The organism is Epilithonimonas xixisoli (assembly GCF_004365655.1).
Taxonomy (GTDB): domain Bacteria; phylum Bacteroidota; class Bacteroidia; order Flavobacteriales; family Weeksellaceae; genus Epilithonimonas; species Epilithonimonas xixisoli.
This window is the reverse complement of the sequence record NZ_SOEO01000001.1, coordinates 381,008-403,927: the sequence shown is the minus strand read 5'-3', so window position 1 is coordinate 403,927 and position 22,920 is coordinate 381,008. Positions and strand designations below refer to the sequence as shown.

20 protein-coding genes are annotated in these 22,920 nt (G+C 35.7%); 10 read left to right on the top strand and 10 right to left on the bottom strand.

What is annotated here, in order from left to right:
• The first annotated feature begins 61 nt into the window (after window positions 1-61).
• The 3 genes from B0I22_RS01960 to B0I22_RS01950 all read left to right on the top strand — a co-directional run bounded on the left by B0I22_RS01960 (window position 62) and on the right by B0I22_RS01950 (window position 1,966).
• On the top strand, window positions 62-1,333 hold the full coding sequence (locus B0I22_RS01960) for an aminotransferase class I/II-fold pyridoxal phosphate-dependent enzyme (protein WP_133942931.1): 1,272 nt from the start codon (window positions 62-64) through the stop codon (window positions 1,331-1,333).
• Between the two features lie 113 nt (window positions 1,334-1,446).
• Window positions 1,447-1,680 carry a hypothetical protein gene (locus B0I22_RS01955; RefSeq protein WP_133942930.1) on the top strand — a complete coding sequence of 78 codons (234 nt, stop codon included), beginning with the start codon at window positions 1,447-1,449 and terminating at the stop codon, window positions 1,678-1,680.
• On the top strand, window positions 1,670-1,966 hold the full coding sequence (locus B0I22_RS01950; RefSeq protein WP_133942929.1) for a type II toxin-antitoxin system RelE/ParE family toxin: 297 nt from the start codon (window positions 1,670-1,672) through the stop codon (window positions 1,964-1,966). The genes B0I22_RS01955 and B0I22_RS01950 overlap by 11 nt, the downstream gene beginning before the upstream one ends.
• A 38-nt stretch (window positions 1,967-2,004) precedes the next feature.
• Here B0I22_RS01950 and B0I22_RS01945 read toward each other — a convergent pair whose 3' ends face one another.
• Both B0I22_RS01945 and B0I22_RS01940 read right to left on the bottom strand, forming a co-directional pair.
• The gene (locus B0I22_RS01945; RefSeq protein WP_133942928.1) at window positions 2,005-2,718 is read right to left on the bottom strand and encodes a phytanoyl-CoA dioxygenase family protein; all 714 of its coding nucleotides are present in this window, start codon (window positions 2,716-2,718) and stop codon (window positions 2,005-2,007) included.
• 77 nt (window positions 2,719-2,795) lie between these two features.
• Window positions 2,796-4,331, bottom strand: coding sequence for a serine hydrolase (locus B0I22_RS01940; protein WP_133942927.1), 1,536 nt, complete (start codon window positions 4,329-4,331; stop codon window positions 2,796-2,798).
• Window positions 4,332-4,437: 106 nt separating this feature from the next.
• On the opposite strand from B0I22_RS01940, the gene B0I22_RS01935 reads away from it, so the two are divergent.
• The 3 genes from B0I22_RS01935 (at window position 4,438) to B0I22_RS01925 (ending at window position 9,535) form a co-directional block, all read left to right on the top strand.
• Window positions 4,438-4,992: a DNA-3-methyladenine glycosylase I gene (locus B0I22_RS01935; protein WP_133942926.1), complete on the top strand. Its 555-nt coding sequence runs from the start codon at window positions 4,438-4,440 to the stop codon at window positions 4,990-4,992.
• A gap of 205 nt (window positions 4,993-5,197) precedes the next feature.
• On the top strand, window positions 5,198-6,556 hold the full coding sequence (gene pyrF / locus B0I22_RS01930; RefSeq protein ID WP_133942925.1) for an orotidine-5'-phosphate decarboxylase: 1,359 nt from the start codon (window positions 5,198-5,200) through the stop codon (window positions 6,554-6,556).
• 162 nt (window positions 6,557-6,718) lie between these two features.
• Window positions 6,719-9,535 carry a TonB-dependent receptor gene (locus tag B0I22_RS01925; protein WP_133942924.1) on the top strand — a complete coding sequence of 939 codons (2,817 nt, stop codon included), beginning with the start codon at window positions 6,719-6,721 and terminating at the stop codon, window positions 9,533-9,535.
• 75 nt (window positions 9,536-9,610) lie between these two features.
• On the opposite strand, the gene B0I22_RS01920 is transcribed toward B0I22_RS01925, so the two are convergent.
• From B0I22_RS01920 to B0I22_RS01910, 3 genes are all read right to left on the bottom strand, one after another.
• Entirely contained in the window at window positions 9,611-10,378 is a 768-nt protein-coding gene (locus B0I22_RS01920) for a T9SS type A sorting domain-containing protein (protein WP_133942923.1), read from the bottom strand.
• 243 nt (window positions 10,379-10,621) lie between these two features.
• Window positions 10,622-11,329 (bottom strand): T9SS type A sorting domain-containing protein, encoded by a 708-nt coding sequence (locus B0I22_RS01915; protein ID WP_133942922.1) that lies wholly within the window; start codon window positions 11,327-11,329, stop codon window positions 10,622-10,624.
• Window positions 11,330-11,530: 201 nt separating this feature from the next.
• Window positions 11,531-12,505, bottom strand: coding sequence for a T9SS type A sorting domain-containing protein (locus B0I22_RS01910; protein WP_133942921.1), 975 nt, complete (start codon window positions 12,503-12,505; stop codon window positions 11,531-11,533).
• Between the two features lie 209 nt (window positions 12,506-12,714).
• On the opposite strand from B0I22_RS01910, the gene B0I22_RS01905 reads away from it, so the two are divergent.
• Entirely contained in the window at window positions 12,715-15,903 is a 3,189-nt protein-coding gene (locus B0I22_RS01905; RefSeq protein ID WP_133943937.1) for a hypothetical protein, read from the top strand.
• 98 nt (window positions 15,904-16,001) lie between these two features.
• On the opposite strand, the gene B0I22_RS01900 is transcribed toward B0I22_RS01905, so the two are convergent.
• A complete protein-coding gene (locus B0I22_RS01900) occupies window positions 16,002-16,835 on the bottom strand; it encodes a sulfurtransferase (protein ID WP_133942920.1) in 834 nt (277 codons plus the stop codon).
• 222 nt (window positions 16,836-17,057) lie between these two features.
• On the opposite strand from B0I22_RS01900, the gene B0I22_RS01895 reads away from it, so the two are divergent.
• Entirely contained in the window at window positions 17,058-18,020 is a 963-nt protein-coding gene (locus tag B0I22_RS01895; protein ID WP_133942919.1) for an NAD-dependent epimerase/dehydratase family protein, read from the top strand.
• An 86-nt stretch (window positions 18,021-18,106) separates the two neighbouring features.
• Entirely contained in the window at window positions 18,107-18,859 is a 753-nt protein-coding gene (locus B0I22_RS01890) for a polysaccharide deacetylase family protein (protein ID WP_133942918.1), read from the top strand.
• Between the two features lie 80 nt (window positions 18,860-18,939).
• Here the strand turns inward: B0I22_RS01890 and B0I22_RS01885 are convergent, their stop codons facing one another.
• Together B0I22_RS01885 and B0I22_RS01880 are read right to left on the bottom strand one after the other, a co-directional pair.
• Window positions 18,940-20,145, bottom strand: a complete 1,206-nt coding sequence (locus B0I22_RS01885) for a metallophosphoesterase (RefSeq protein ID WP_133942917.1) — start codon at window positions 20,143-20,145, stop codon at window positions 18,940-18,942.
• An 87-nt stretch (window positions 20,146-20,232) separates the two neighbouring features.
• Complete coding sequence (locus tag B0I22_RS01880; RefSeq protein WP_133942916.1) at window positions 20,233-21,312, bottom strand: 3-oxoacyl-ACP synthase III family protein; 1,080 nt, start codon at window positions 21,310-21,312, stop codon at window positions 20,233-20,235.
• A gap of 206 nt (window positions 21,313-21,518) precedes the next feature.
• On the opposite strand from B0I22_RS01880, the gene B0I22_RS01875 reads away from it, so the two are divergent.
• Window positions 21,519-22,115 carry an IMPACT family protein gene (locus B0I22_RS01875; protein WP_133942915.1) on the top strand — a complete coding sequence of 199 codons (597 nt, stop codon included), beginning with the start codon at window positions 21,519-21,521 and terminating at the stop codon, window positions 22,113-22,115.
• Between the two features lie 19 nt (window positions 22,116-22,134).
• Here B0I22_RS01875 and B0I22_RS01870 read toward each other — a convergent pair whose 3' ends face one another.
• Both B0I22_RS01870 and B0I22_RS01865 read right to left on the bottom strand, forming a co-directional pair.
• On the bottom strand, window positions 22,135-22,566 hold the full coding sequence (locus B0I22_RS01870) for a type II toxin-antitoxin system VapC family toxin (RefSeq protein ID WP_133942914.1): 432 nt from the start codon (window positions 22,564-22,566) through the stop codon (window positions 22,135-22,137).
• On the bottom strand, window positions 22,556-22,810 hold the full coding sequence (locus B0I22_RS01865) for a DUF6364 family protein (RefSeq protein WP_133942913.1): 255 nt from the start codon (window positions 22,808-22,810) through the stop codon (window positions 22,556-22,558). Before B0I22_RS01865 ends, B0I22_RS01870 begins: the two co-directional genes overlap by 11 nt.
• Window positions 22,811-22,920: the final 110 nt, after the last annotated feature.

The window sequence follows — 22,920 nt, the reverse complement described above, 5'->3', positions numbered from 1 at the left end:
AAGATAAAAGATTTAATAGCGTCGGGCTTCAGCCCGATGACAAAAAATATCAGTTAGAAAAATGGACATTTTTGAAAGAATAAAACAGAATCCAGGTCCACTAGGACAATTCGCAGATTATGCAGAAGGCTATTATATTTTCCCACGATTGGAAGGCCCAATTGGTCCGAGAATGAAATTTCAAGGGAAAGATGTGATCTTCTGGAGTGCCAATGATTATTTGGGACTTTGCAACCATCCGGAAGTTTTGGAAGCGGATGCAAAAGCGGCTGCAGAATACGGGATGTTTTATCCAATGGGCGCAAGAGCAATGTCTGGCGAGACCGATCAGCATTTGCAGTTGGAAAGAGAATTGGCAGAATTTGTTCAAAAAGAATCAGCTTATCTATTGAATTTCGGTTACCAAGGAATGGTATCTTGTATCGATGCTTTGGTTTCCAGAAATGACGTGATCGTTTATGACGTAGATTCTCACGCTTGCATCGTGGATGGCGTTAGATTGCACTCAGGGAAACGTTTCACCTACAGACACAACGATATTGCAAGTCTTGAAAAAAACTTGCAAAGAGCTAAAAAAGTGACTGCTGAAACTGGAGGCGGAATTCTTGTTATTACTGAAGGAGTTTTCGGAATGAGAGGTCAGCAAGGTAAATTGAAAGAGATCATCGCGCTTAAAGAAAAATATGGTTTTAGAATTTTGGTGGATGATGCGCACGGATTCGGAACTTTGGGAGAAACTGGTGCTGGTGCTGGTGAAGAACAAGGTTGTCAGGATGAGATTGATGTCTATTTCTCAACTTTTGCAAAATCGATGGCTGGTTTCGGCGCGTTCTTAGCTGGAAACAAGGAAATCATCCGTTATTTGAAATTCAACTTGAGGTCTCAAATCTTTGCAAAATCTTTGACAATGCCAATGGTAATCGGAGGTTTGAAAAGACTGGAACTTTTGAGAACAAGACCAGAAATCAAAGCGAAACTTTGGGAAAACGTTAATAAATTACAAGGTGGACTAAAAAAAATCGGATATAATCTTGGTGATACAAATACTTGCGTGACACCTGTTTTCATCCAAGGAGGTCCTGTAGAAGCAATGCATCTTGCAAAAGATTTAAGAGAGAACTATGGTATTTTCACCTCAGTAGTTTCTTATCCGGTAATTCCTAAAGGAATGATTTTGTTGAGATTAATTCCAACTGCATCTCATACAGATTTGGAAATTAATGAAACTTTAACGGCTTTTGAAGCGATTTATGAAAAATTGGCGAACGGTTTTTACAAAGATTTGGCAGATAAGCAAATGAAGGAAGAAAATCTACAGTTTAAAGAGATTTAATTCTTAAATTTAAAATATATAAAAGCCTTTCAGAGTTAAAACTTTGAAAGGCTTTTTGGTTTAATAAAAAATTGTAATTTTGATAAAAGATGATTCACTGAAAATTTGGAACAATGAAAACACAAGTAATCGAAGACCACAACGGCGTACCGACCGGCGTTTTCATCCCCATCAAAGAATGGGAGAAATTAAAAAAACAATATCCAAATATTGCTGAGGAAACCAGTATGTTCGAACTTTCCGATGAACAAAAGAAAATACTGGACGCTCAAGAAGATTTGCCTATCTCAGAATATCAGGACAATGATGCTTTCGTAGCCGAATTGAAAAAAGAATATGGCTTATAAAGTTAGGATTTCTTCCGTTGCAAAAGCTAATTTAAGAAAAGCTGTAGCTTATTACAAAAAAGAAGCTTCATTAAAAGTTGCTCAGAATTTTGTTGAAGATTATGAATTGACTTTAAAGAAAATTGTACAAAATCCTTTTTTCCAAATTTTTTATAAAGACTTTCGAGGTCTTACGTTCTCAAAATATCCTTACATCATCTTTTATCAAATCGATGAGACTGAAAAACTCATTCTCGTAAAAGCAGTTTTCAATGCTTCTCAGGATATTGGCAAAAGGCCAAAATAAAAGCCAGTTTTTGTAAACTGACTATTTTATTACTAATTTCAATTCAATCTTTCAGACCAATTGATTTCCTCCGGCAATTCCATATTGGAAAACTCGATGTGGATGACTCTGCGTTTTTGATTGTTGGTCGTTCTGTTTGAGCCGTGAAGAATAAGCGGTTTCATAATCATAATTCCACCTTTGTTTACTGAACAAATTTCCTCAGTTTCCACATTCCAATCGATAGTTTCTGGGCGGTAGATTTCTTTGCTGTGAGAATTCGGAACGACTTTTAGAGCGCCATTATTTTCATCCGTATCATGGAGATGAATTCTTATTGTAAATATATTTTTCAAATAATCAATCGGAGGCTGAACGGCAAATTGATTTTGTTTCGTCGTCCAAGGTCCGAAGCCTTTCAAATCTAATTTCTTATCAACCGAAATCGTCAAATCCTGATGATAGGAAACGTACCAATTTGATTTCTCAGGTTTATCAAAATAGATACTTTTCACAACGAAATAATTGTCTCCAAAGATTTCATTAATGATTTTCTTAATATTTTCATTAAAGATGAATTGATGACTTTCCGGAACTTCTTTCAAAAATTGTCTAATCGTAAAAAGGTCTTCCGATTTCCTGAAAGTTTCCTTTGAAGTATCGATGGAATCAATGACATTAATGATTTGATTGATTTCTTCCTCAGAAAAAATATCATTGATGATTGTAAATCCTTTTTCAGAGATTTCGGTTTTATGGTTTTCTATAAACATAAATTATTTAAACTAAATCATTTGAAATGCAGAACCCCTTCAGAGTTTCAAACTCTGAAGGGGTTTATTTTAAAATCCTAATTAATCTTTTTCAAATCCAAATCCTCAAAATCAAAACTAAAATCCGTCACATCAGAAATCGGTTTCATTTTCGCAGAAATGGCTTTTCCATTTTCATCAAAATTCAAAGTGAAGAATGAATCCGCATCGTAACTTCTGTCATCCCATTTCACCACAAAAGAGTTGGCAGAGTATGGAATCAAATCACCTTTCAGTCTTGGAGAAGATTTAGAAATAATTCTGTAAGCTTTCCCAACTTTGGAAATCTCTACAATTCCAAACCACTCGTCTTTGTACCAACCAATGAACTGGTCGTCTTTCAAATCCAATTTATATTTCGAAGCTTTGTCATAAACTTCTTTCTTTTGTTTAGCAAAATGCTCATCATTTTTCTTACTTCTATCACCATAGATTTTCAACCAATCACGGTTTTCAACTTTCAAATAAGCATCTTTCACAGAGTTTGTAATCGTTGAAAATGCGGCTCCAGATTGTTGATTCGTCAAAACCACAATTCCCAATTTCATATCAGGAATCAAGGTGAAATGTGTTACGGTTCCAATCAAACCACCAGAATGTTGAACTTGCAAATGACCTTTCACATCACTCAAAAACCAACCCAATCCATAACCATAAAACTTAGTATCATAAGGTGAAGTCGCTCCAATTTTGTCCGGAATTTGAAGACTCCAAAGTTCGTGCGCATTTTTCTCAGAAACCAAACGTTTTCCATCTTTGGTCACAAATCCGTTGAGAAGAAAATCTGCCCAAGTCGTCATATCTGTGATGTTACTCATAATGCCACCTGCCGCATTCGCAGTTTCGTTCCAGTCGTGAGGAACTGCGATGGCTTTTCCGTCCACTGGCGCGTGTGCGTCGATGATATTTTGAGAATTTTTCGCCCTATTGTAAGACCCGAAACTCGCTGCCATTCCGACAGGTTTCATAATTTTTTGCTCGATGAAATCTGCCCATTGCAAACCAGAAACTCTGTGAATCACTTCACCCGCAACAATGAACATTATATTATTGTAATCCAAAGTCGTTCTGAAAGGATTTTCCGGTTTCAAGTAACGAACATTGTGAACGATGTCATTCACTGTCAAATTTCCGCCTTCCGGAAAAAACATCAAATCGCCTTGACCCAAACCAAGTCCAGCTCTGTGCGTTACCAAATCCTTAATCGTCACATTTTGAGAAACGTAAGCGTCCGCCATTTGGAACTCAGGAATATATTTTGTGACTTTATCGTCCCAGTTGATTTTGCCTTCGTCAGCCAAAATTGCCAAAGCCACACAGGTAAATCCTTTGCTGTTGGAGGCAATTCCAACCAAAGTATTCTCATCCATCGGCTGATTATTTTTCAGAGAACGAACACCAAAACCTTTGGCATAAATCACTTTTCCATCTTTCACAATTCCGACCGACATTCCTGGAACGTCGAAGGTTTTAAGTGAATTCTGAATCAGTTCGTCGAGTTTTTTTTCTTCAATCTGAGCATTGAACAAGACAAAAGAGAAAAGAAAAAAGGAAAAAGATAATGATCTGTACATTTTAAAAAAGCTTTTGACGAAGATAAGAAATTGTAAATTCTAATTAATAATTGTCGGTCGTTAATTATCTTTACCTTTCAAAATTATTAAACTAATATTCAAAATTATGTCATATTGCGCCGCCATAGAAACAATGCAACCCGAAGATAGAAAAGCATTGCACCAAAATTACCACGACAACCATTACGGTTTCCCGATTCATAATGATGATGAGCTTTTTGGAAGATTAATAATGGAAATCAACCAAGCTGGACTGAGCTGGGAGACGATTTTGAAAAAAGAAGAGTCTTTCCGAAAAGCTTACAGTAATTTCAGTATTGCGAAAATTGCAGCTTACACGGAAAAAGACCGCGAAAGATTGTTGTCTGACGCAGGAATTATTAGAAATAAATTAAAGGTCAACGCAGCGATTGAAAATGCTAAAGCCATCTTGGAACTAAAAAAAGAATTTGGTTCATTCGAAAAATGGCTAGAGCATTACCATCCAAAAACTAAGGAAGAATGGGTGAAATTGTTCAAGAAAACATTCAAATTCACAGGTGGAGAAATCGTTGGGGAATTCCTTATGAGTATTGGTTTTTTGAAAGGCGCACATTCTGAGAATTGTAAAATCAATGAAAAGATTTTTGTTGCGAATCCGAAGTGGAAGGAAAATAAATAATTAAAGACACTTCGACTCCGCTCAGTGTGACATCTCTATTACAATACATAAGCAATGTCAGTCTGAGCATTTCGACAAGCTCAATATAAACTTTGTCGAAGACTTTTTTAGGATTGTCAGTCTGAGGCTCTCGAAGACTTTCTTATTTCTCATTTTTTCAGTCTAAAAAATTCGCCTTAAATTTGTAGAAATCTAAGAAAAGTAAATGGAAAGTAAAAAAGAATTCTTCCTCGAGTGTTACAAACTCGGGATTATCAAATTTGGACGTTTTACACTGAAAAGCGGGATTGAAAGTCCGTTTTATGTTGATCTTCGTCCGCTCGCTTCTGACCCAAAAATATTAAAAAAACTTGCCAATTATCTTTTGGAAATGCTTCCTTTGGATAATTTTGACATCATTTGTGGAGTTCCTTATGCCGCGCTTCCAATGGCAACGGCAATGTCACTTCAAAGTTACATTCCGCTTATCATTAAAAGAAAAGAAGCCAAAGCTTACGGTACAAAAAAACTGATTGAAGGGATTTACGAAAAAGGTCAAAACTGTCTTTTGGTAGAAGATGTGATTACATCCGGAAAATCTTTGGTTGAGACGATTGATGAAGTGGAAAATGAAAGCATCAAAGTTTCTGACATTGTTGTAGTTCTTGACAGAGAACAAGGCGGAAAAGAGAAATTGGAGGAGAAGGGTTATAAAGTTCATTCGCTTTTCAATATTTCTGAGGTTGTGGAAATCTTGAGAGAAGTTAATTATATTGATGATGATGAGGTGGCAAGAATTCAAGATTTTGTGAATGGAAATCAGGTTGTTTTTGAAGAGAAAAAACGCTTGTCTTACGAACAGAAATTAGAAGTTGCAGAACATTCTTTCGCTAAGAAAATCCTTGAAATTGCTATTGAGAAAAAGTCAAATCTAATTGCTTCCGCAGATTTTATTACAACAAAAGAGTTATTAGATTTCGCTGATTTTGTTGGTCCTCATATTGTAGCGCTAAAAACTCACATTGATATTCTGAATGATTTTGATGCTGATGAAACCATTCTTTCTTTAAAGGATTTGGCAACGAAACATAACTTCCTTTTGATGGAAGATAGAAAATTTGCGGATATTGGAAATACTCAGGAATTGCAATTTTCTTATGGAACTTACAAAATTTCAAATTGGGCAGATTTGGTAACTTCTCACGTCATTGGCGGGAGCAAAAGTTTGGATTGCTTTATAAATGTGGGCGTAGTAGCGATTTTAGGAATGTCATCCGAAGGCACTTTGACCGATTCTCATTACCGTGAAGAAGCACTTAAAGTAATTGAAAACCATCCAAGTATTATTGGTTGTGTTGCTCAAAACGAGGTTCCTGAAAATATTTTATTATTCACACCAGGCGTGAATCTCGGAGAAACAGGCGATGACAAAGGTCAACAATACAATTCTCCTGAACACGTCATCAAAAATTATGGAACCGATTTCATCATCGTAGGACGAGGGATTTATAAGTCCGAAGAACCAGAACAAGAAGCTTTGCGCTATAAAAATGAAGGCTGGAAAGCGTATTTGGAGACGCTTTAGTCTTTAAAATAAAATTAACAATAAGACCCTTTCGAAGTTTCAACTTTTGAAAGGGTTTTTCACTTCTGACAGTTCGAACAGTAATACAAAAAAACTTTAACAAACATAACCCACACTTCATCAAAAAAAATCATTAGTTTTGATAAGTACTGATTGTTCCTGATGAAGCGTTTTTTTTGTGTCTTGGTTTCGGTTTCCTTTAATTTCTGGGCGGTTGCTCAGCAAGACAGCATTCGGTTGAATGTCAAACTGAATGACGACCAAAAATCCATTTCTGTGGAGCAGACTTTGGTTTATCATAATCCACACAAGAAATCCATCAATCAAATCAAACTTTTGAATTGGGTTTCGGCTTATCAGAAAAGAAAAACGCCACTTCTCAAAAGAAAAATCGAAGACCGAAAAAATGATTTGTATTTTGCTAAAGACGAGCAATTGGGGAAATTGGAAAGTCTGCAATATTCTTACAACAGCACAACGTCCGAAATCCTTAACACCAAACAGGAAAATATCTTCATTCCACTTTCCGAAGATTTGAAGTCAGGCGAAAGTATTACAATCAATTTAAAATATCAAATTAAGCTTCCTGACGCACGTTTTACGGGTTATGGAATCAATGTGAATCACATTCTTCTGAAATATTTTTTCCTCGTTCCAGAGACTTTTGAGGATGAAGCTCAGAGCAATTCCTTTTATCGAGACACCGAAGAAACAGCCAATGCAGGTTCATTTTGGAAAGTGAATTTTGAAATCCCAAAATATTGGAAAATCTATTCTAATTTGATTCAAAACAATGATTTTGAGTTTGAAGGAAAATCCATTAATGATCCTGAGTTTCAAATCTCAAAAGAAATTTATCCCGAATTTTCTCTGAATGTTGATGGACAAACTGTAAAAGTTGATTTGGGTTATCAAACCAATGAATACCAACGCCAAATCTTAGGTTCTGTTCTGACTAATCATTTGAAATTCATAAAATCAAGAACCGGAAATCTTCCCGAAAAGCTTTTTATTACGGATAAATTTATGAAAAAGGAAGAATTTATCGGGATTGATGACATCAAGTTTTGGAAATTCAAATTTCAGATGTTTACAGATTATGAAAAGACGGATTTGGATTACTTTAGCACCATTTCCAAAAAAGTGATGGACGAGTTTTTCATTAATGATAAAACCAAAGATCATTGGCTGAAAAATGGTTTGAAATCATATCTCGAAATCCAATATTTAAAACAAAATTATCCTGATCATAAATTGATAGGAAATCTGGCGGACAACGCCAATATATTCGGAATCAAACCTTTAAAGATTTTCCACGCTTCGAAACTGAAACTGCAAGAACGTTATGGATTGGCGTATCATTATATTTACACTCAGAATCTGGATCAAAAGATTACAACGCCATTTTATAAATTAAGCAATTTTAATACAACCGCGATTAGCCAATTTGAAACCGGAAGTTTACTTAATTATATTGCTGAATATGAGGGAAGTGAGAATTTTAACGATTTCTTAAAACAATATTTTTCTGAAAATTTTGAAAGTAAAATTATTGGCGACGATTTCCTGAAAAGTCTGGAAAATCATTCTCGAGGAAAATCTGCGTTTCTCAAAAAAATGATGGCAGAAAAACACCGACTCAATTTTAATCTGAAAAGTTTTGATGACGCGGGCAATAATTATTTGGTTAAAATCCATAAAAACAACTCGGACGTCATCCCTTTAAAGATAGAAACTGAAACTAAATCTGGCGAAAAAACCACCTTTTGGAAAAGTGGAAGTACACTGAAAACCGACTCCATTTCTATACCCGAAAACAGCACTACGAAAATTGTACTGAATGACGAATACATCTTTTCAGAAACCAATTTTCGAGATAATTACCTTTATACAAAGGGGATTTTTTCTAATATGAAAAAGATTAGATTCAAGTTGATCAAAGACATTCAAAATCCAGAATATAACGAGATTTTTTTGACTCCAAGATTGACTTTCAATGCATATGACAAGATTCTTTTGGGAATGAATTTTAAGAATCAAGGAATTTTTGATCAAAAATTTGATTATTCCGTCACACCCTATTTCAGCACTGGAACCGGAAAGTTAACTGGCTCCGGAGGTTTGGGATACTCTATTCTTCCGCCCGATAGTTTTTTTAGAAGTTGGAATTTTGCGGTTTCCGGGTCGTATTTTCATTATGATGATAACTTGGCTTACAAAAAATTTGGTGCTTCTACTTCACTTAATTTTAATAAAAATCCGAGGAGCGCCATTGGGAGAAGTTTGTATTTTAGTTATAATTATTACGACAGAGAACTCACACCTTTGATGATTGAAAATAATCTCTATTCCAAATACAATCTTTGGAATTTGGGTTACGCTTACTCAGACAACCGGCTGATTCACGAGCAATACATTGGCGGAAATGTACAATGGATGGAGGATTTTCAAAAGATTTCGGCAGAAGCATTCTACCGTTGGGAATTTGCAAAAGACAAGAAAATAAGCTTCCGTTGGTTTGCTGGTTATTTTGTGAAAAACGAAACTAAAAACGCCTTGTTCAATTATGGAATTTCGAGGGTGTCCAACTATTCATTTTCTTACGGATTGTTGGGACAAAGTGCGACTTCGGGGATTCTTTCGCAACAATTTATCTTGGCTGAGGGTGGTTTTAAATCTTTTTTTAATACTTCTGTAAATCAATTCATCACGAGTATCAATGTGGATTCCCATCTTTGGAAATGGTTTAATCTCTACGCAGATGCGGGTGTTTACAAGAACAAAAACAGAGCAACACAATTTATCTGGGATTCTGGTGTAAAGGTGAAAGTGATTCCTGATTTTCTGGAGATCTATTTCCCAATCGCTTCCACTTTAGGCTTTGAACCTTCGTTTAAAGATTATGCATACAGAATACGATATACCTTGGTTCTGAATCTTGGTGCATTGGTGAATAATCTGAGACGCGGGGTTTTCTAGATATTTCAGGAATATTGACAATAAAAAAAGGCTTCCTAAAATTAGGAAGCCTTCTATTTTTAAGAAATATTATTCTTAGTTTTTGATCACTTTTTGAGATACTTTTTCTCCGTTTACTGTTCCAGTTACGATGTAAACACCTTTTGCAAGAGAAGAAACGTTAAGAGTAGAACCTTCTGTTACTTTAGCAGTTTTTACAACTTGACCAGCAGTGTTGATGATTTGGATATCAGCAGCGTTAGCGAAAGCGATAGCCTCTCCTACTACAGTGTTTTTAACTAAAGAAACTTTAGCTTTCGAGAAATCAGCTACAGAAAGACCATCTGTGTAAGTTACATCCATAGAAAGAACTCTAATTTGAGCCGAAGTTCCTGTTTGACCGTTTTGGATAGAAACGTTAGAAGCAGGAGTAGCAGCAACAATCAGATAAGTAGCGTTTGTAGCATCAGCAGGATCGTAAACCGTAGGTACAACTACCCCGTCAACTTTTACAACAGCAGTTGTAGGAGCATAGTTATCAGCACCTAAAGTTCCAGGAGTTTTGATTTTTACAGAGCTGATTTTAGTAGTCCCAACAGCAACAATTGCTAGCGAGTTACCGTTTCCATCTGCGTTGTTGGAATACATTCTTAAAGCACCTCCACCAGCAGTGTAAAATTTAGGACCATTGCTTGCACCATTCTTTTGAACATCATAAGTCAATTTTCCCGCAACAATATTACCCGTAGTAATATCTTGTGCATTTGCGAAACCTTGGTTATTCCAAACATAGGTAAAAGTAGTTTGAGCTTGTGCAGTGATAGCTAAAGCTGAAACAGCTAAAATTGTAAAGATTTTTTTCATTTTATTAAAGTTTAAAAATTGTTTTAATTATTTATTTAAAGGGTTGCTAAGTTAATAAAAAAATACATACAGCAAAATTTTATTTATTTTTTAACATTTAATTCCCAATGACTTACTATAATTTGTTTCTGTGGGTACAAAAATAGGGATATATTTTCACCCCAATGTTACGTGTGTTTTAAATCATATAAAAAAGCCAGCACACAAATTCATTGCGCACTGGCTTACCTCTGATAAAATTAATTATTTTTTGATAATTTTTTGAGATATAGTTTGTCCACCTACAACAGCAGTTATAATGTAAACACCTTTTGCAAGAGAAGATACATCTAATCTAGAATTTTCAGAAACCTCAGCAGTTTTCACCACCTGTCCGTTCATAGTCACCACAGATATTTTTGCAGCTGCTCCGAAGATCAACTCGTTTGATACGATTGTATTCTTTACCAAATTAGCTTTTCCTTTTGTAGCATCTACAACAGCTAGTGTTGGAGTATAAGTAATCGTAAAGCTTTTAATTCTAGAGTGACCACTTGAAACATTAGGTCCAGCTGTGAAAACAAATGTTCTTCCATCTGTAGAAGGCGTGATTGTGTAGTCAACAGTTCCCGTTTTTGTAGCAGTCAAAGCCGTTCCACCATTGATTGAATAAGTTGAAGCCAAATAATCACCTCCTGCAGAACCCATTAGCACAACACTTGTAATTTTGTTACCAGCAGGCACTTCTAGAGTTAAAGTGTTTTTTGCATACAATCTTCCTGCTGCACCGCTGGTATAGTATTTAGGCGCGTTTGAACCAGCACCTTTATCAAAGGCGTAAGAAACATCACCCACGGTTCCGCTTGTTAAGTCAGAAGCATTAGCTCCAGTAATTGTAAAAGTTTCTGTAGTTTGTGCATTTACAAATGCAGTCATTGCAACTGCTGCTAATAAAGAATAGATCTTTTTCATAATGATTTTTTATTAAAGATTTTTTTGTTGGCACAAATTTATATGAAGGTCTCAAATTTTAGATTGACGAAACATTAATAAAATAACAACAAAAAGACACATTCCGTTAAGACGAAATTTCATTTTAATTCACAATCATTTAACAAAAAAAAAGCGCTACCAAATTGGTAACGCTTCCGTTATAGAAAACTAATTTCCTAATTATTTTTTGATAATTTTCTGAGAAACAGACTGTCCATTTACAACACCTGTTACCACATACGTTCCTTTTACTAATGAAGAAACATCTAATCTAGAGTTTTCTGAAACCTCAGCAGTTTTCACTACTTGGCCATTCATATTAATTACAGATACTTTTGCAGCTGCACCAAAGATTAATTCGTTTGAAACGATTGTGTTTTTTACCAAGTTAGCTTTTCCATTTTTAACGTCTCCAACAGACATAGTTGGAACCGGAAGAGCTTTAATCACAAAATTATCAACTGTCAAACTTCCTGTACCATTAGATATTGCAAATTTTAAATCTTGAAGTGCAACACCTGATGTAGTAGCTACCATTTCATCAAAAACTATTGCATTTCCAGCCCACACATCCGACTTAGATGCAGCTACAGTCTGAGTACTACCATCTGGAGCGGTATAAGTGTATTCAGAGGAAGTGTTATTAATAATCCATGTTAATTTTTGTACTCCAGTCAAGTTAGCACTATTAGAACTACCAGCAATATTTCTCAACTGAAAAGTTCCGCTTGTAGTAGAAAAATTCACACCTAGTCTAGAATTAGAACTTGCATTTGAAGGTGCACTGTTTGCTGTCGCACTATACCCACTACCAATGTAGAATGCTGCAGCATTAGTTGTTGATGATGAAGATGAAACAGACAAATCAAATTGAACAGACAATACCTCTGCATTAGTATCTCCAGTCACACCTAACCTTGCGAACTGAGCTGCATTTCCTGTTCTTGCTATTTTCAAAGCACCACTATCAATAGACCAAACGCTACCAGAATTACTAGTTGTAATCCCATCAAATTTATCCGTTGTCCCTACTGCAGGAGTATTTACATAATCTGCAACCGTAGAAGACGAAGAAAAATCCTGTTGAAAAGTGTTTTGTGCAGTTGCTGTCGCTGTTAAAGCAACTACCGCTAATAAAGAATAGATTTTTTTCATAATATATAAAAATTTAAAATTGTTATTGTTTTTATTGTGGGCAAATATAAAATTTTATCTTTAACTACAATTTATAATGCCCGTCTCCGTTCTTAACAAATTGCAAAGGCGCTGTAAACTTGATTATTAGTACATTTGCTCCTCATTTTAAAAGGGTGTCTAAGATATACAAAATTTTCCAACTGGCATTGATTTTTTTTGCATTAAATGTGATTAATGCACAGATATTCAGTTGGAAAAACCCAAATCTCCCTCAAGATTCCCTTAAAAAAGACAGCATTCTTATTTCGAAAATCAATCGCGATTTTTTCACCAAAGACACGCTTGACTTCATCAAAAAGCAAAATCGCGTGATTTATGACGAAGAAGTGCTCGTGAAAAACGACAAAAAAAGAATCTTGGGAGAACTCAATTCCAAAGGTTCTATCATCCGAGGAATTACGTTTGGGAACAACCAAGGATCATCGGTTCAAAGTTCGATGGATATGCAAATCTCCGGAAAGCTGAGTCCGGATGTTTCTATTTTGGCTTCGATTTCAGATCACAATTTGCCGGTTCAGGCGGATGGTTATACGCAGACTTTGCAGGAATTTGACAAAATCTACCTTCAGCTTAATATCAAAAATCACAGCATCATACGCGCCGGACATCTGGATTTGAATGATGAAACCACCTATTTCGGACGTTATCAAAGAAGAAGTATGGGTTTGCAATTCCTGACGAATTGGGAGAAAAATGGAAATAAAACCTCAGTAGATGTTTCCGGCGGTGTTGCCAGAAGTGAATTCTTCCGAATGCGTTTTCAAGGAATTGAGGGAAATCAAGGTCCTTATCGATTGACGGGGAAAAACGGGGAACTTTTCATCACTATTATTTCTGGTTCGGAACAGGTTTTCATTGATGGGATATTAATGAAGCGTGGCGAAAATCAGGATTACATCATTAATTATAATACCGGCGAAATTACATTCACGAGTTTCCGACCGATTTACAAACAGAATTTCATCAACGTTTCTTACAATTACACGAACCGAAATTACACCAGATTTCTCGTCACTGGAAACATCAAACATCAACGTGAAAAACTGAGAGCAAGTTTCAGTTGGTTTATGGAAAACGACAACAAAAACGCACCACTTTCTATCAACCTAAGCGAAGAAGACCAGCAACAATTGGTGAATGCAGGAAACGATCCGAATTTGATGTATTCTCAATCCGGCGTAGAAACGGAATATGACGTTAATAAAATCTTATACAAAAGAATTTTCTCGGGCAATTCTTTCTATTATGAATTTTCAACCGACCAAACGCAAACGCTTTACCAAGTGGCTTTCACGTATTTTGGAAGTGGAAAAGGCGATTATCAATTGCAACAAAGTACCAATAATGGTCGGGTTTTTCAATACGTTGGAACTGGATTGGGCGATTATTTGGCCGTTCGAAAATTGCCGGCGCCAGAGAAATCCCAAGTTTATTCCGCCAATGTGGAATATGCGTTGAACGAAGGCGTGATTGGAACCGACGTTTCTTTGAGCAATTATGACCTCAATATGTTTTCGTCAAGAGATAATGAGCAAAATATTGGTTACGCAACAAGGATTTACGCCAACAAAACCTTCCGAAAAAACACTTGGACAGGAACGCCAATGTTGGAATATCAAGTGATTCAAAAGAATTTTCATATTTTGGATAGGATTAACAATGTTGATTTTTGGAGGGATTTCAATTTGACTAATGAGTTCAACCAAATCACGCAAAACCGTTTTATTTTCTCTTTTCTTAATGATTTTAATAAAACTTCGAAAATCAATTATAAATTAAATTACCTCGAAGAAAGTGACACTTACAAAGGAATCAAAAACGACCTCGATGCACTTTGGAAAATCGGAAAGTTCGAAAACCTGGCGTCGGTTTCTTATCTCGACACCAAATCGACTGACCTCAACACAACCTTCATTCGCGGTGCAGTTTCTACGGAATTGGCAGGCAAAAAAGGAAGCTGGATGTTGGGTGGCTCGATGGAACACAACGAGAAAAAGTACAATTTGACACAAAATCTGGATGTGACGAGTTTTAGCTGGAAGGAAGTTTTCGTTCAGAAAAAAATCGCCGATTCTACGAGAACCAAACTATTGACAAAACTCTATTACCGAAGCAACGATTCCGTGCAGGACAACCGTTTGCAGAAGATGAACAACATTCTCGGGATAATGGCAGAAAGTCAAATCATCAAAACCGAAACCACGCAATTGTCAACTCTTATGCATTACAGAAAGTTCTTTTACGCAAATCAAAGCTTGGCAAATGACCAGAATCAAGACTTTGTGGTTGGGAATATTTTGTACAATCAACAGCTTTTCAAAAACGGAATGCGACTGCAGTTTTTCTACGAATTGGGGAATGGACAGGAGGCTCAAAGGGAATTCCAGTACATCAAAGTAACCGATGGGCAAGGCGTTTACAAATGGACGGATTACAACAACGACGGCGTTCAACAGATTGACGAGTTTGAAGTCGCAGAATATGCAGATTTGGCACAATACATCAGAGTTTACACGAACAGCGTGAATTATCTCGCGTCTAACAAAAACAAATTACAATTGGCTTTGTTTGTGAATCCATCCGTCATCATCAGTTCTCAGAATGAATTTTTGAAACGTTGGAATTTCAATCTATCCTTGTTGTCGCAGAATTCTTATCTAAAAAACGACCAAGTTCTGGTTTGGAATCCTTTTGAAAAACAAGCAGATCAATTGCTTAGAACGCAGAATATTTTGGCTTCAGCTTTATTTAATTCCAGCGACAAATCCGGTTGGAATGGGAGTTACCGATACACAGACAATGACAATCTCATCAACGCTAATTTCAGCAATGAAGCACACAGTCAAAATTCACACTACTTGAATGTCGGTTATTCTTTCACGAAAACGTTCCGCACAGATTGGGAAAATTCTTATCATAATATTTCGAATAGTTCGCAGGTTTATGATTCTCGAAATTACCTTCTTCAAAACTGGGAAACGAAACCAAAAGCGACCTATAAACTTTCCGAAAGCTTACAAACAGAGCTTTTCGGCGCACTTCGTCAAAAGAAAAGAACGGATGGTGAAGAGTTGTTGAAAACTTACGAGATCTCCGGAACCCTTCAATGGGAAAAGTTGAAAACGTCTGTGCGAGCGAATTTTTCTTTCATTAATAATGACTTTACCGGAAATAATTTCAGCATCGTCGGCAATCAAATGTTGGAAGGTTTGAAGGTTGGGAAAAATCAAGTTTGGTCTTTGTTCATCCAGCAATCCATCAATTCTTTCATTCAACTCAATGTGAATTATGAAGGCAGAAATTCTGGCGAAAGGACGATTCACATTGGAAGTATGCAAATTCGGGCGAGTTTTTAGTGGGTTGGAATTGTTAATTTGTTAAATCGTAAAATCGTGATTTGATGATTAAATATAATTACAAATAAACGATTTTACAATTCTACGATTTCACGATTTTACACATCATCAAAATTCCTACTCCACTCGCTCCAGCTTCCCACATACAAATTGGGAATTTCAAAACCAGCGTAATCCAAAGCCAACAAAGAATGACAAGCCGTAACGCCACTTCCGCAATGGAAAATAATTTGTTTTGAATCTTTGTTTTTGAAAAATTCCGTGTATTTTTCTTTCAGAATTTCAGGCGATTTGAACAATCCATTTTCATCTAAATTTTCAGAAAAAGGGAAATTCTCAGCGTTTGGAATATGTCCAGCCACCAAATCGATTGGCTCTGTAATCCCTTGATAACGTTGCGATTCACGAACGTCAACAATCAAATTATCTAGATTTTCGGTTGCCGATTTTACATCATCAATCCAAACTTGCGGTAATTGCCAATCATTAAAATCAGCAATATAATCTGTTTTGGGATAATTTTCATTGCCAGAATTTAACGGATAATTTTGATTTTCAGCAGATTGCAAGCCTCCATTCAAGACTCGCACATTCTTGTGACCAACCGCTTTCAGCATCCACCAAAATCTTGCGCCGGCATTTGCGCCGTTTTTATCATCGTAAATTACAACTTCCGAATCTTTGTCAATTCCTAACTTTCCTAAGGTTTTAATGAAATTTGAAAACGTGGGAAGTGGATGTCTTCCACCATTTTTCGGATCATTAATCTCAGCTAAATCTGTATTCAAATCCACAAAAACGGCGTTCTTCAAATGTTTCTTCTGATAATCTTCTTTGGCATTTGGACCAGTTCTCACATCAAAAATTCGGAGATTTGAGTGGTTTGAAATTTGAAGAAGCTCATCGATATTGATAATTGGATTCGTTTTCATAAAGATTTGATTAATGAGATTTGGAACTGAAATTGTAACGCATTACAACATTCTAAAATATTAAAAAAACCATACAGAAGCATCATAATTCGATTTAAAATAAAATCTAAATCTACTATCAAAAGTATGTGTCTGTTAGTTAAAATTATTTTTCATCATAAAGTTGAAAAATTTTAACCAAATATTTAAATTAATTAGATTTGCGAATCAATAAAAATAAAAATGGAAACACCTAAAGAAAAAATCCTAATCACTGGCGCACTTGGACAAATCGGAACGGAACTGACGGTAAGATTGTCTGAAATCTACGGCAAAGAAAACGTTATCGCCTCCGGACTTGACAAATGGAAAGAAGGCATCACGGAAGCAGGCTATTACGAAAGACTTGATGTAACTAATTTTCAAGCGGTTACAGACGTGATTAAAGAACACAACATCACCACAGTCTATCATTTGGCGTCGTTACTTTCCGGAACATCGGAAAAACAACCTCTTTTCGCTTGGAAACTGAATCTCGACCCATTGATTCATCTTTGCGAATTGGCGAAGGCAGGAACGCTAAAAAAGATATTCTGGCCAAGTTCTATCGCGGTGTTTGGAAAAGGAATTCCGAAAGAAAATGTAGGACAAGAAGTGGTTCTCAATCCGACTACTGTTTACGGAATTTCAAAAATGGCTGGCGAAAAATGGTGCGAATATTACTTCGAAAAGTATGGTGTTGACATCAGAAGTATCCGCTATCCTGGTCTGATTTCTTGGAAAGCGCCGGCAGGTGGAGGCACTACAGATTATGCAGTTGAGATTTTTTACGAGGCTGTGGAAAATGGAAAATATACGAGTTTTATCAAGGAAGATACGGCGATGCCAATGCTGTATATGGACGATGCAATTGATGCTACAATCAAGCTGATGACAGCGCCAAAAGAGCAGGTTAAAATTCGCTATTCTTACAACCTTGGTGGGATGAGATTTACACCGAAAGAATTAGCTGATGAAATCAAAAAAACGATTCCAAATTTTGAGATAAAATATGAGCCAGATTTCCGTCAGGAAATTGCAGATTCTTGGCCAGCTAGCATTGATGATTCTTCTGCAAAACAAGATTGGGGATTGGATTACAAATTTGATATTTCATCAATGTCGATAGATATGATAAATAATTTGAAAAAGAAACTAGGAAAATAGTAAAATTAAAAGCATTAGTTTAAACTAAATAAATTTTAACATCTGATTTTTAAATATTTAAAATAAAAATCTAAATTCTACTTTAAGTGATTTTATTAACATTTAACATATCGATTCCAGAAAATAATTCTAAAATTAAGAATAAAAATTCTGATGATGAATTGATATTATCTATCGAGAAAAACACTAAAATCATTTTGCTCTTGTTGGAAATGCACGGATTTTTGGCAACGTTCTTCGTGGAAGTTTCCATTGCAAACCGCGTACAAAAATTGCTAAAAACCATCTCACTTTCTGGTCACGAAATTGCACTTTACAACGTCAATTCTGACTTGGAAACGATTGCAAAAACAAAGCAAAATCTTGAAGAATTTTTAGAAAAACCAATCAGAGGATTGAGACAAAAATCGCATCGTCTCCCCTACTCTGAAATCAAGAATTTGGACTTCATTTATGTCTCAAATATCGAAGAATCGACCATCAATTTTCTATGGCGAAAACTGACTGAAAAGACAGAAATCTATACGGAAAACGAGTTGACAATCGTACCCGAAAGTCAGTCGCCTTACTCCCAACTTCCGTTCAACGATTACGTGCTTCAAATGACGCCGATGAAGTATTATGAGAATATGCTTTTGGAAAGTTTGAAACGGGAAGAATACGTGATGATTTACGCCAACGCTTGGCAGATTTATGACAAAGAAAATTTGCCATTTGATTTGCCTTTTTATAAAAAGATGAATCTCGGAAGACGTTTTGAGGACAGATTGGAAGAGTTGTTTCAGTTCATAGATGAACAAGAAATTGCGGTTTCGAGAATGAAAGATTATTTGTTTTAAAAACCACTAAAAAACCCTATTTTAACAACAAAAAAACCAATAGTGCAAACTATTGGTTTTTCATTTATATTTATTTTATTTTACCCCAACTCAAAAACTGTAATCTCTGGCAAAACGCCTACTCTACCTGGATAGCCAATCACCCCGAAACCACGATTGACATAGAGATATTTGTCACCGCTTTGATAGAGATCTGCCCATTTTGGATATTTATACTTCACAGGTGACCATTTGAAGTTCTTCAAGTCGATTCCGAATTGCATCCCGTGCGTATGTCCAGAAAGCGTAAGTTGCACATCTTTTGGATGATTTTTGACGATGGCATCAAAGTGTGATGGGTCGTGAGACATCAGGATTTTACAGGCTTCTGCAGGAACATCGCGTGTAGCTTTATCCAAATCTCCAAACTGTGGAAACGGCGGAATCCCCCAGTTTTCTACACCCAGAATGTACAATTTTTCGCCATTTCTTTCGATAATCTTGTGTTCATTTCTCAGCATTTCGAAACCGGCTTTTCTTTGGTTCTCGATGAGTTTTGGAATATTATTTTTCCTGTCGTCAATGTTTTTCCAGGCGCCATATTCGCCATAATCGTGATTTCCGAGAACTGCAAATTTCCCATCGTTTGCTTTAATTTGGGAAAACAAGTCGATGAAAGGTACGAATTCATCAGCATAATTATTTACCATATCGCCCGTAAACAAAACCAAATCAGGCTTTTGTTCATTAATCAAATCAATTGCGTGTTGCAACTTATTTGGATTTTGGAAACTTCCGCTGTGAACATCAGAAATCTGAACAATTTTATAACCTTTAAAACTTGCTGGCAGATTTTTTAGTTTAAGTCTTACAATTCTCGCTTTGTGGCGGTATTTTCCGAAGATAATTCCGTCCAAAACCATTCCCGCAACAATTGCGCCTGAGCCAAGACCAACCAAGCTGATAAACTTCCTTCTGGATGGATAATTGTGATTTTCTGTCGCCACATAATTGTAACCGAAATTCACAAATCTTATCAAATCTTCAATTAGTAGAAAAACGGCGACTAAAATTTTCGGCAAAACAAAAATCAAGATAACCGAAAAAACGATTTGAAAGTTCAAATATTTATGAGAAGCTCTATCGAAAGTGATAACGGAATAAATCAGAAAAGCATAAATCAAAATCGTTGGAATCCAATAGATTAACTTGGCATTTTGACTTGAATAAACCGTTTTAAAAGCCTGATAAACATAGGTTTCCAAAACTAAAAAAACACCTAGAAGAAATAAAATATTCTTTTGCATACTGATATTAAAAAAAAACAAAAGGAATAAAAAATCATTCCTTTTGTAAGTATAAACGTTTAAAATTGAATTTTACTTTAATGTAACTTAAATTTTACCTTCCGGAAACTTATAAACCACACAGTTGATGTTCATCCCCGCACCTACGGAAGTGAAAATAATGTGAGAACCAGGCGTAAATTGCTGACCTTCCAATTTTCCTTTTTTAATCAAATCAAACAAAGTCGGAACCGTTGCAACCGAAGAATTTCCTAATTCCTGAATTGTCATCGGGGAAATTGCGTGGTCGTATTCTTTTTGGCCGTAAAGTTTGAAAAGTCTGCCAATCATCGCGTAATCCATCTTTGCATTGGCTTGATGAATCAATATTTTACTGATGTCAGAGATATCAAGATTTGCTTTTTCAATAGTTGCTTTTATCGCATCTGGCACATTCTTCAAGGCATATTCGTAGATTTTACGACCTCTCATTCGGATGTACAATTTGCTTTGATCCGCTTCGAGATTTAGCGAAGGTGCATTCTCTAGAAAACAGATTTCCTCGCCATTATCACAAAGTGTTTTATCTGCAATAACACCTACAGTCGTATCGTCTGTAGCTCGTACCACAACTGCTCCAGCGCCATCAGCAAAAATCATTTTGTTTCTGTCAAAAGCATCCGTCACTCTGCTCAGCGTTTCTCCACCAACTACCAAAACCGTTTTTGCTTTTCCGGCTTTTATCAATGTATCTGCAAGAATCAACCCTTCTACCCAACCCGGACATCCGAAAATCATATCATAATTGACACAATCTCTTCTTTTAATGCCTAATTTCCCATTCAATTTTGCTGAAAGTGATGGCATAAAATTCGGAACACCATCTGTATCCACTTCGCCAAAATTGGTAGCGTAGATGATGTAATCAATCTCTTCTTTATCAATACCAGCATCGGCAATCGCCTCCAAAGAAGCTCTGTGACCAAGATCCGAATTGAAGTCTTCAGGATTCAAATACCGCCTTCTTTTGATTTCTGTAATATCCACAAATTTCTCGATGATTTCTTCAGTTGGTTTCTCAATCAATTGATTATTATCATCATAGAAAATGGAGTCCTTGAAATGAGAACCTTCTATTACGTTTTCCGGGATGTAACTTCCGGAGCCAATGATTACTGTATTAGGCATTGATGTTAAAAAATTTGAAATGCAAAATTACACAAAAATTAATTCACCAAATTTTATTTTTTTAAGATTTCTTTAAGAAATTATGATTAACGATTAGATAATTGCTTCATAACATTAATAAACCCTAAGTTATTCTCAATTTTTTCTTCATTAATTGAATATTATCAATTTGAAATTTCTTCTGAGAATTTTTCTATTTTTGACGAATGTTTGAATTCCAAACCATAGAAAAACCGATTGAAGACATTCTGATGAAGGAGAAAGGAAGCAAGTTTATAGGCTTTGCTTTTCCCGTCAATTCTGAGTCTGATGTAAAGGATTCTTTAAACCATTTAAAATCCATCCATCCAAAAGCAACGCATCATTGTTACGCTTATCGTTTAGGAATCAATGGAGAAAATTATCGCGCGAATGACGATGGAGAACCATCCGGAAGTGCTGGTTTACCGATTTATAATCAGCTTTTAGCACATCAAATAACAAACATTCTTGTAGTTGTGATAAGATATTATGGTGGAACAAAATTAGGCGTTGGTGGATTGGTAAAAGCTTACAAAGAATCGGCGAAATACACCTTGGAACAAGCCAAAATCATCACCAAAGAATTGGAATCCCAAGTCGAATTGAAATTCAAATTCTCGCAGCAAAACCAGATTTTCACTTTGCTTAATAAATATGATGCAAAAATCCTGGACTTCGATGCGCAGGAAATCTGCATCATCAAAGCAAACATCAAGACTTCTAAAAAAGAAAGCATCTCAGACGATTTGTCCGAGATGCTTTTGGAGTTTGATTTTATTTAAATAAGTAGCTTTATCGTATTTAACCTTCGTTTTTCTCCTTCATTTTCATAAAATTCAAAGGTGTCATTACAGCAATGGAAGAATTTCGATAATCCTTAATATTCCGTGTAATAATCGCATCCAAACCTGCGATTGTCAACGCAGATGAATATTGAACAGAATCTTCATAATCCGAGAAATCATTCTTCAAAGCTTGCAATATTTCCACTTTGGTAATTCCAATAACTTCGGTCATTTCTACCAAGGCTTCAACAATTTCCAGTGTTTTCTTGTGTCCTAAAAATTTTCTTACGATATAGTAAATATTATTGATGCTCAACGCAGAAATATAGAGAGTCACACTTCCTTGTTCGCTGAGTTCAAAAAGTTCGCTGGCGGGATTTGCGTGAGGCTCTCGGTCGGTAAAAAAGTCAATAACAACATCAGAATCTACAAAAAGTTTATACACCATATTTTTTTGAAAGTTCTTCGGTTAAAATTTGTTTATAGTCAAAGTTATCATCTGTTTTGATAATTCCTCTCAGCTTTCTAACCTTTGGAGACAGTTGTTTTTCTTTCATTTTTTTCCGATTTACGGTCACAAATTTGAAGTAATTCTCCACCATTTCAGAAAGACTTTGTCCTTTTTCTTTGGCATATTCTTTAGCAATTTCTATGACTTCTTTCTCGATTGTCAATGTCAGTTTGGTATTCATTTCTTTTCATTTTAACAAAAATACGTGTTTTGTTTTAATTATACAACACGTGTAAATTGATAAAAAAAGAAAGCATCTCAGAAGAATTATCCGAGATGCTTTTAGAGTTT

Bases quoted from the DNA above. Each gene is read 5' to 3' on its own strand.
- B0I22_RS01960 (WP_133942931.1), top strand. From the start codon at position 62: ATGGACATTTTTGAAAGAATAAAACAGAATCCAGGTCCACTAGGACAA.
- B0I22_RS01955 (WP_133942930.1), top strand. From the start codon at position 1,447: ATGAAAACACAAGTAATCGAAGACCACAACGGCGTACCGACCGGCGTT.
- B0I22_RS01950 (WP_133942929.1), top strand. From the start codon at position 1,670: ATGGCTTATAAAGTTAGGATTTCTTCCGTTGCAAAAGCTAATTTAAGA.
- B0I22_RS01945 (WP_133942928.1), bottom strand. From the start codon at position 2,718: ATGTTTATAGAAAACCATAAAACCGAAATCTCTGAAAAAGGATTTACA.
- B0I22_RS01940 (WP_133942927.1), bottom strand. From the start codon at position 4,331: ATGTACAGATCATTATCTTTTTCCTTTTTTCTTTTCTCTTTTGTCTTG.
- B0I22_RS01935 (WP_133942926.1), top strand. From the start codon at position 4,438: ATGTCATATTGCGCCGCCATAGAAACAATGCAACCCGAAGATAGAAAA.
- pyrF (WP_133942925.1), top strand. From the start codon at position 5,198: ATGGAAAGTAAAAAAGAATTCTTCCTCGAGTGTTACAAACTCGGGATT.
- B0I22_RS01925 (WP_133942924.1), top strand. From the start codon at position 6,719: ATGAAGCGTTTTTTTTGTGTCTTGGTTTCGGTTTCCTTTAATTTCTGG.
- B0I22_RS01920 (WP_133942923.1), bottom strand. From the start codon at position 10,378: ATGAAAAAAATCTTTACAATTTTAGCTGTTTCAGCTTTAGCTATCACT.
- B0I22_RS01915 (WP_133942922.1), bottom strand. From the start codon at position 11,329: ATGAAAAAGATCTATTCTTTATTAGCAGCAGTTGCAATGACTGCATTT.
- B0I22_RS01910 (WP_133942921.1), bottom strand. From the start codon at position 12,505: ATGAAAAAAATCTATTCTTTATTAGCGGTAGTTGCTTTAACAGCGACA.
- B0I22_RS01900 (WP_133942920.1), bottom strand. From the start codon at position 16,835: ATGAAAACGAATCCAATTATCAATATCGATGAGCTTCTTCAAATTTCA.
- B0I22_RS01895 (WP_133942919.1), top strand. From the start codon at position 17,058: ATGGAAACACCTAAAGAAAAAATCCTAATCACTGGCGCACTTGGACAA.
- B0I22_RS01885 (WP_133942917.1), bottom strand. From the start codon at position 20,145: ATGCAAAAGAATATTTTATTTCTTCTAGGTGTTTTTTTAGTTTTGGAA.
- B0I22_RS01880 (WP_133942916.1), bottom strand. From the start codon at position 21,312: ATGCCTAATACAGTAATCATTGGCTCCGGAAGTTACATCCCGGAAAAC.
- B0I22_RS01875 (WP_133942915.1), top strand. From the start codon at position 21,519: ATGTTTGAATTCCAAACCATAGAAAAACCGATTGAAGACATTCTGATG.
- B0I22_RS01870 (WP_133942914.1), bottom strand. From the start codon at position 22,566: ATGGTGTATAAACTTTTTGTAGATTCTGATGTTGTTATTGACTTTTTT.
- B0I22_RS01865 (WP_133942913.1), bottom strand. From the start codon at position 22,810: ATGAATACCAAACTGACATTGACAATCGAGAAAGAAGTCATAGAAATT.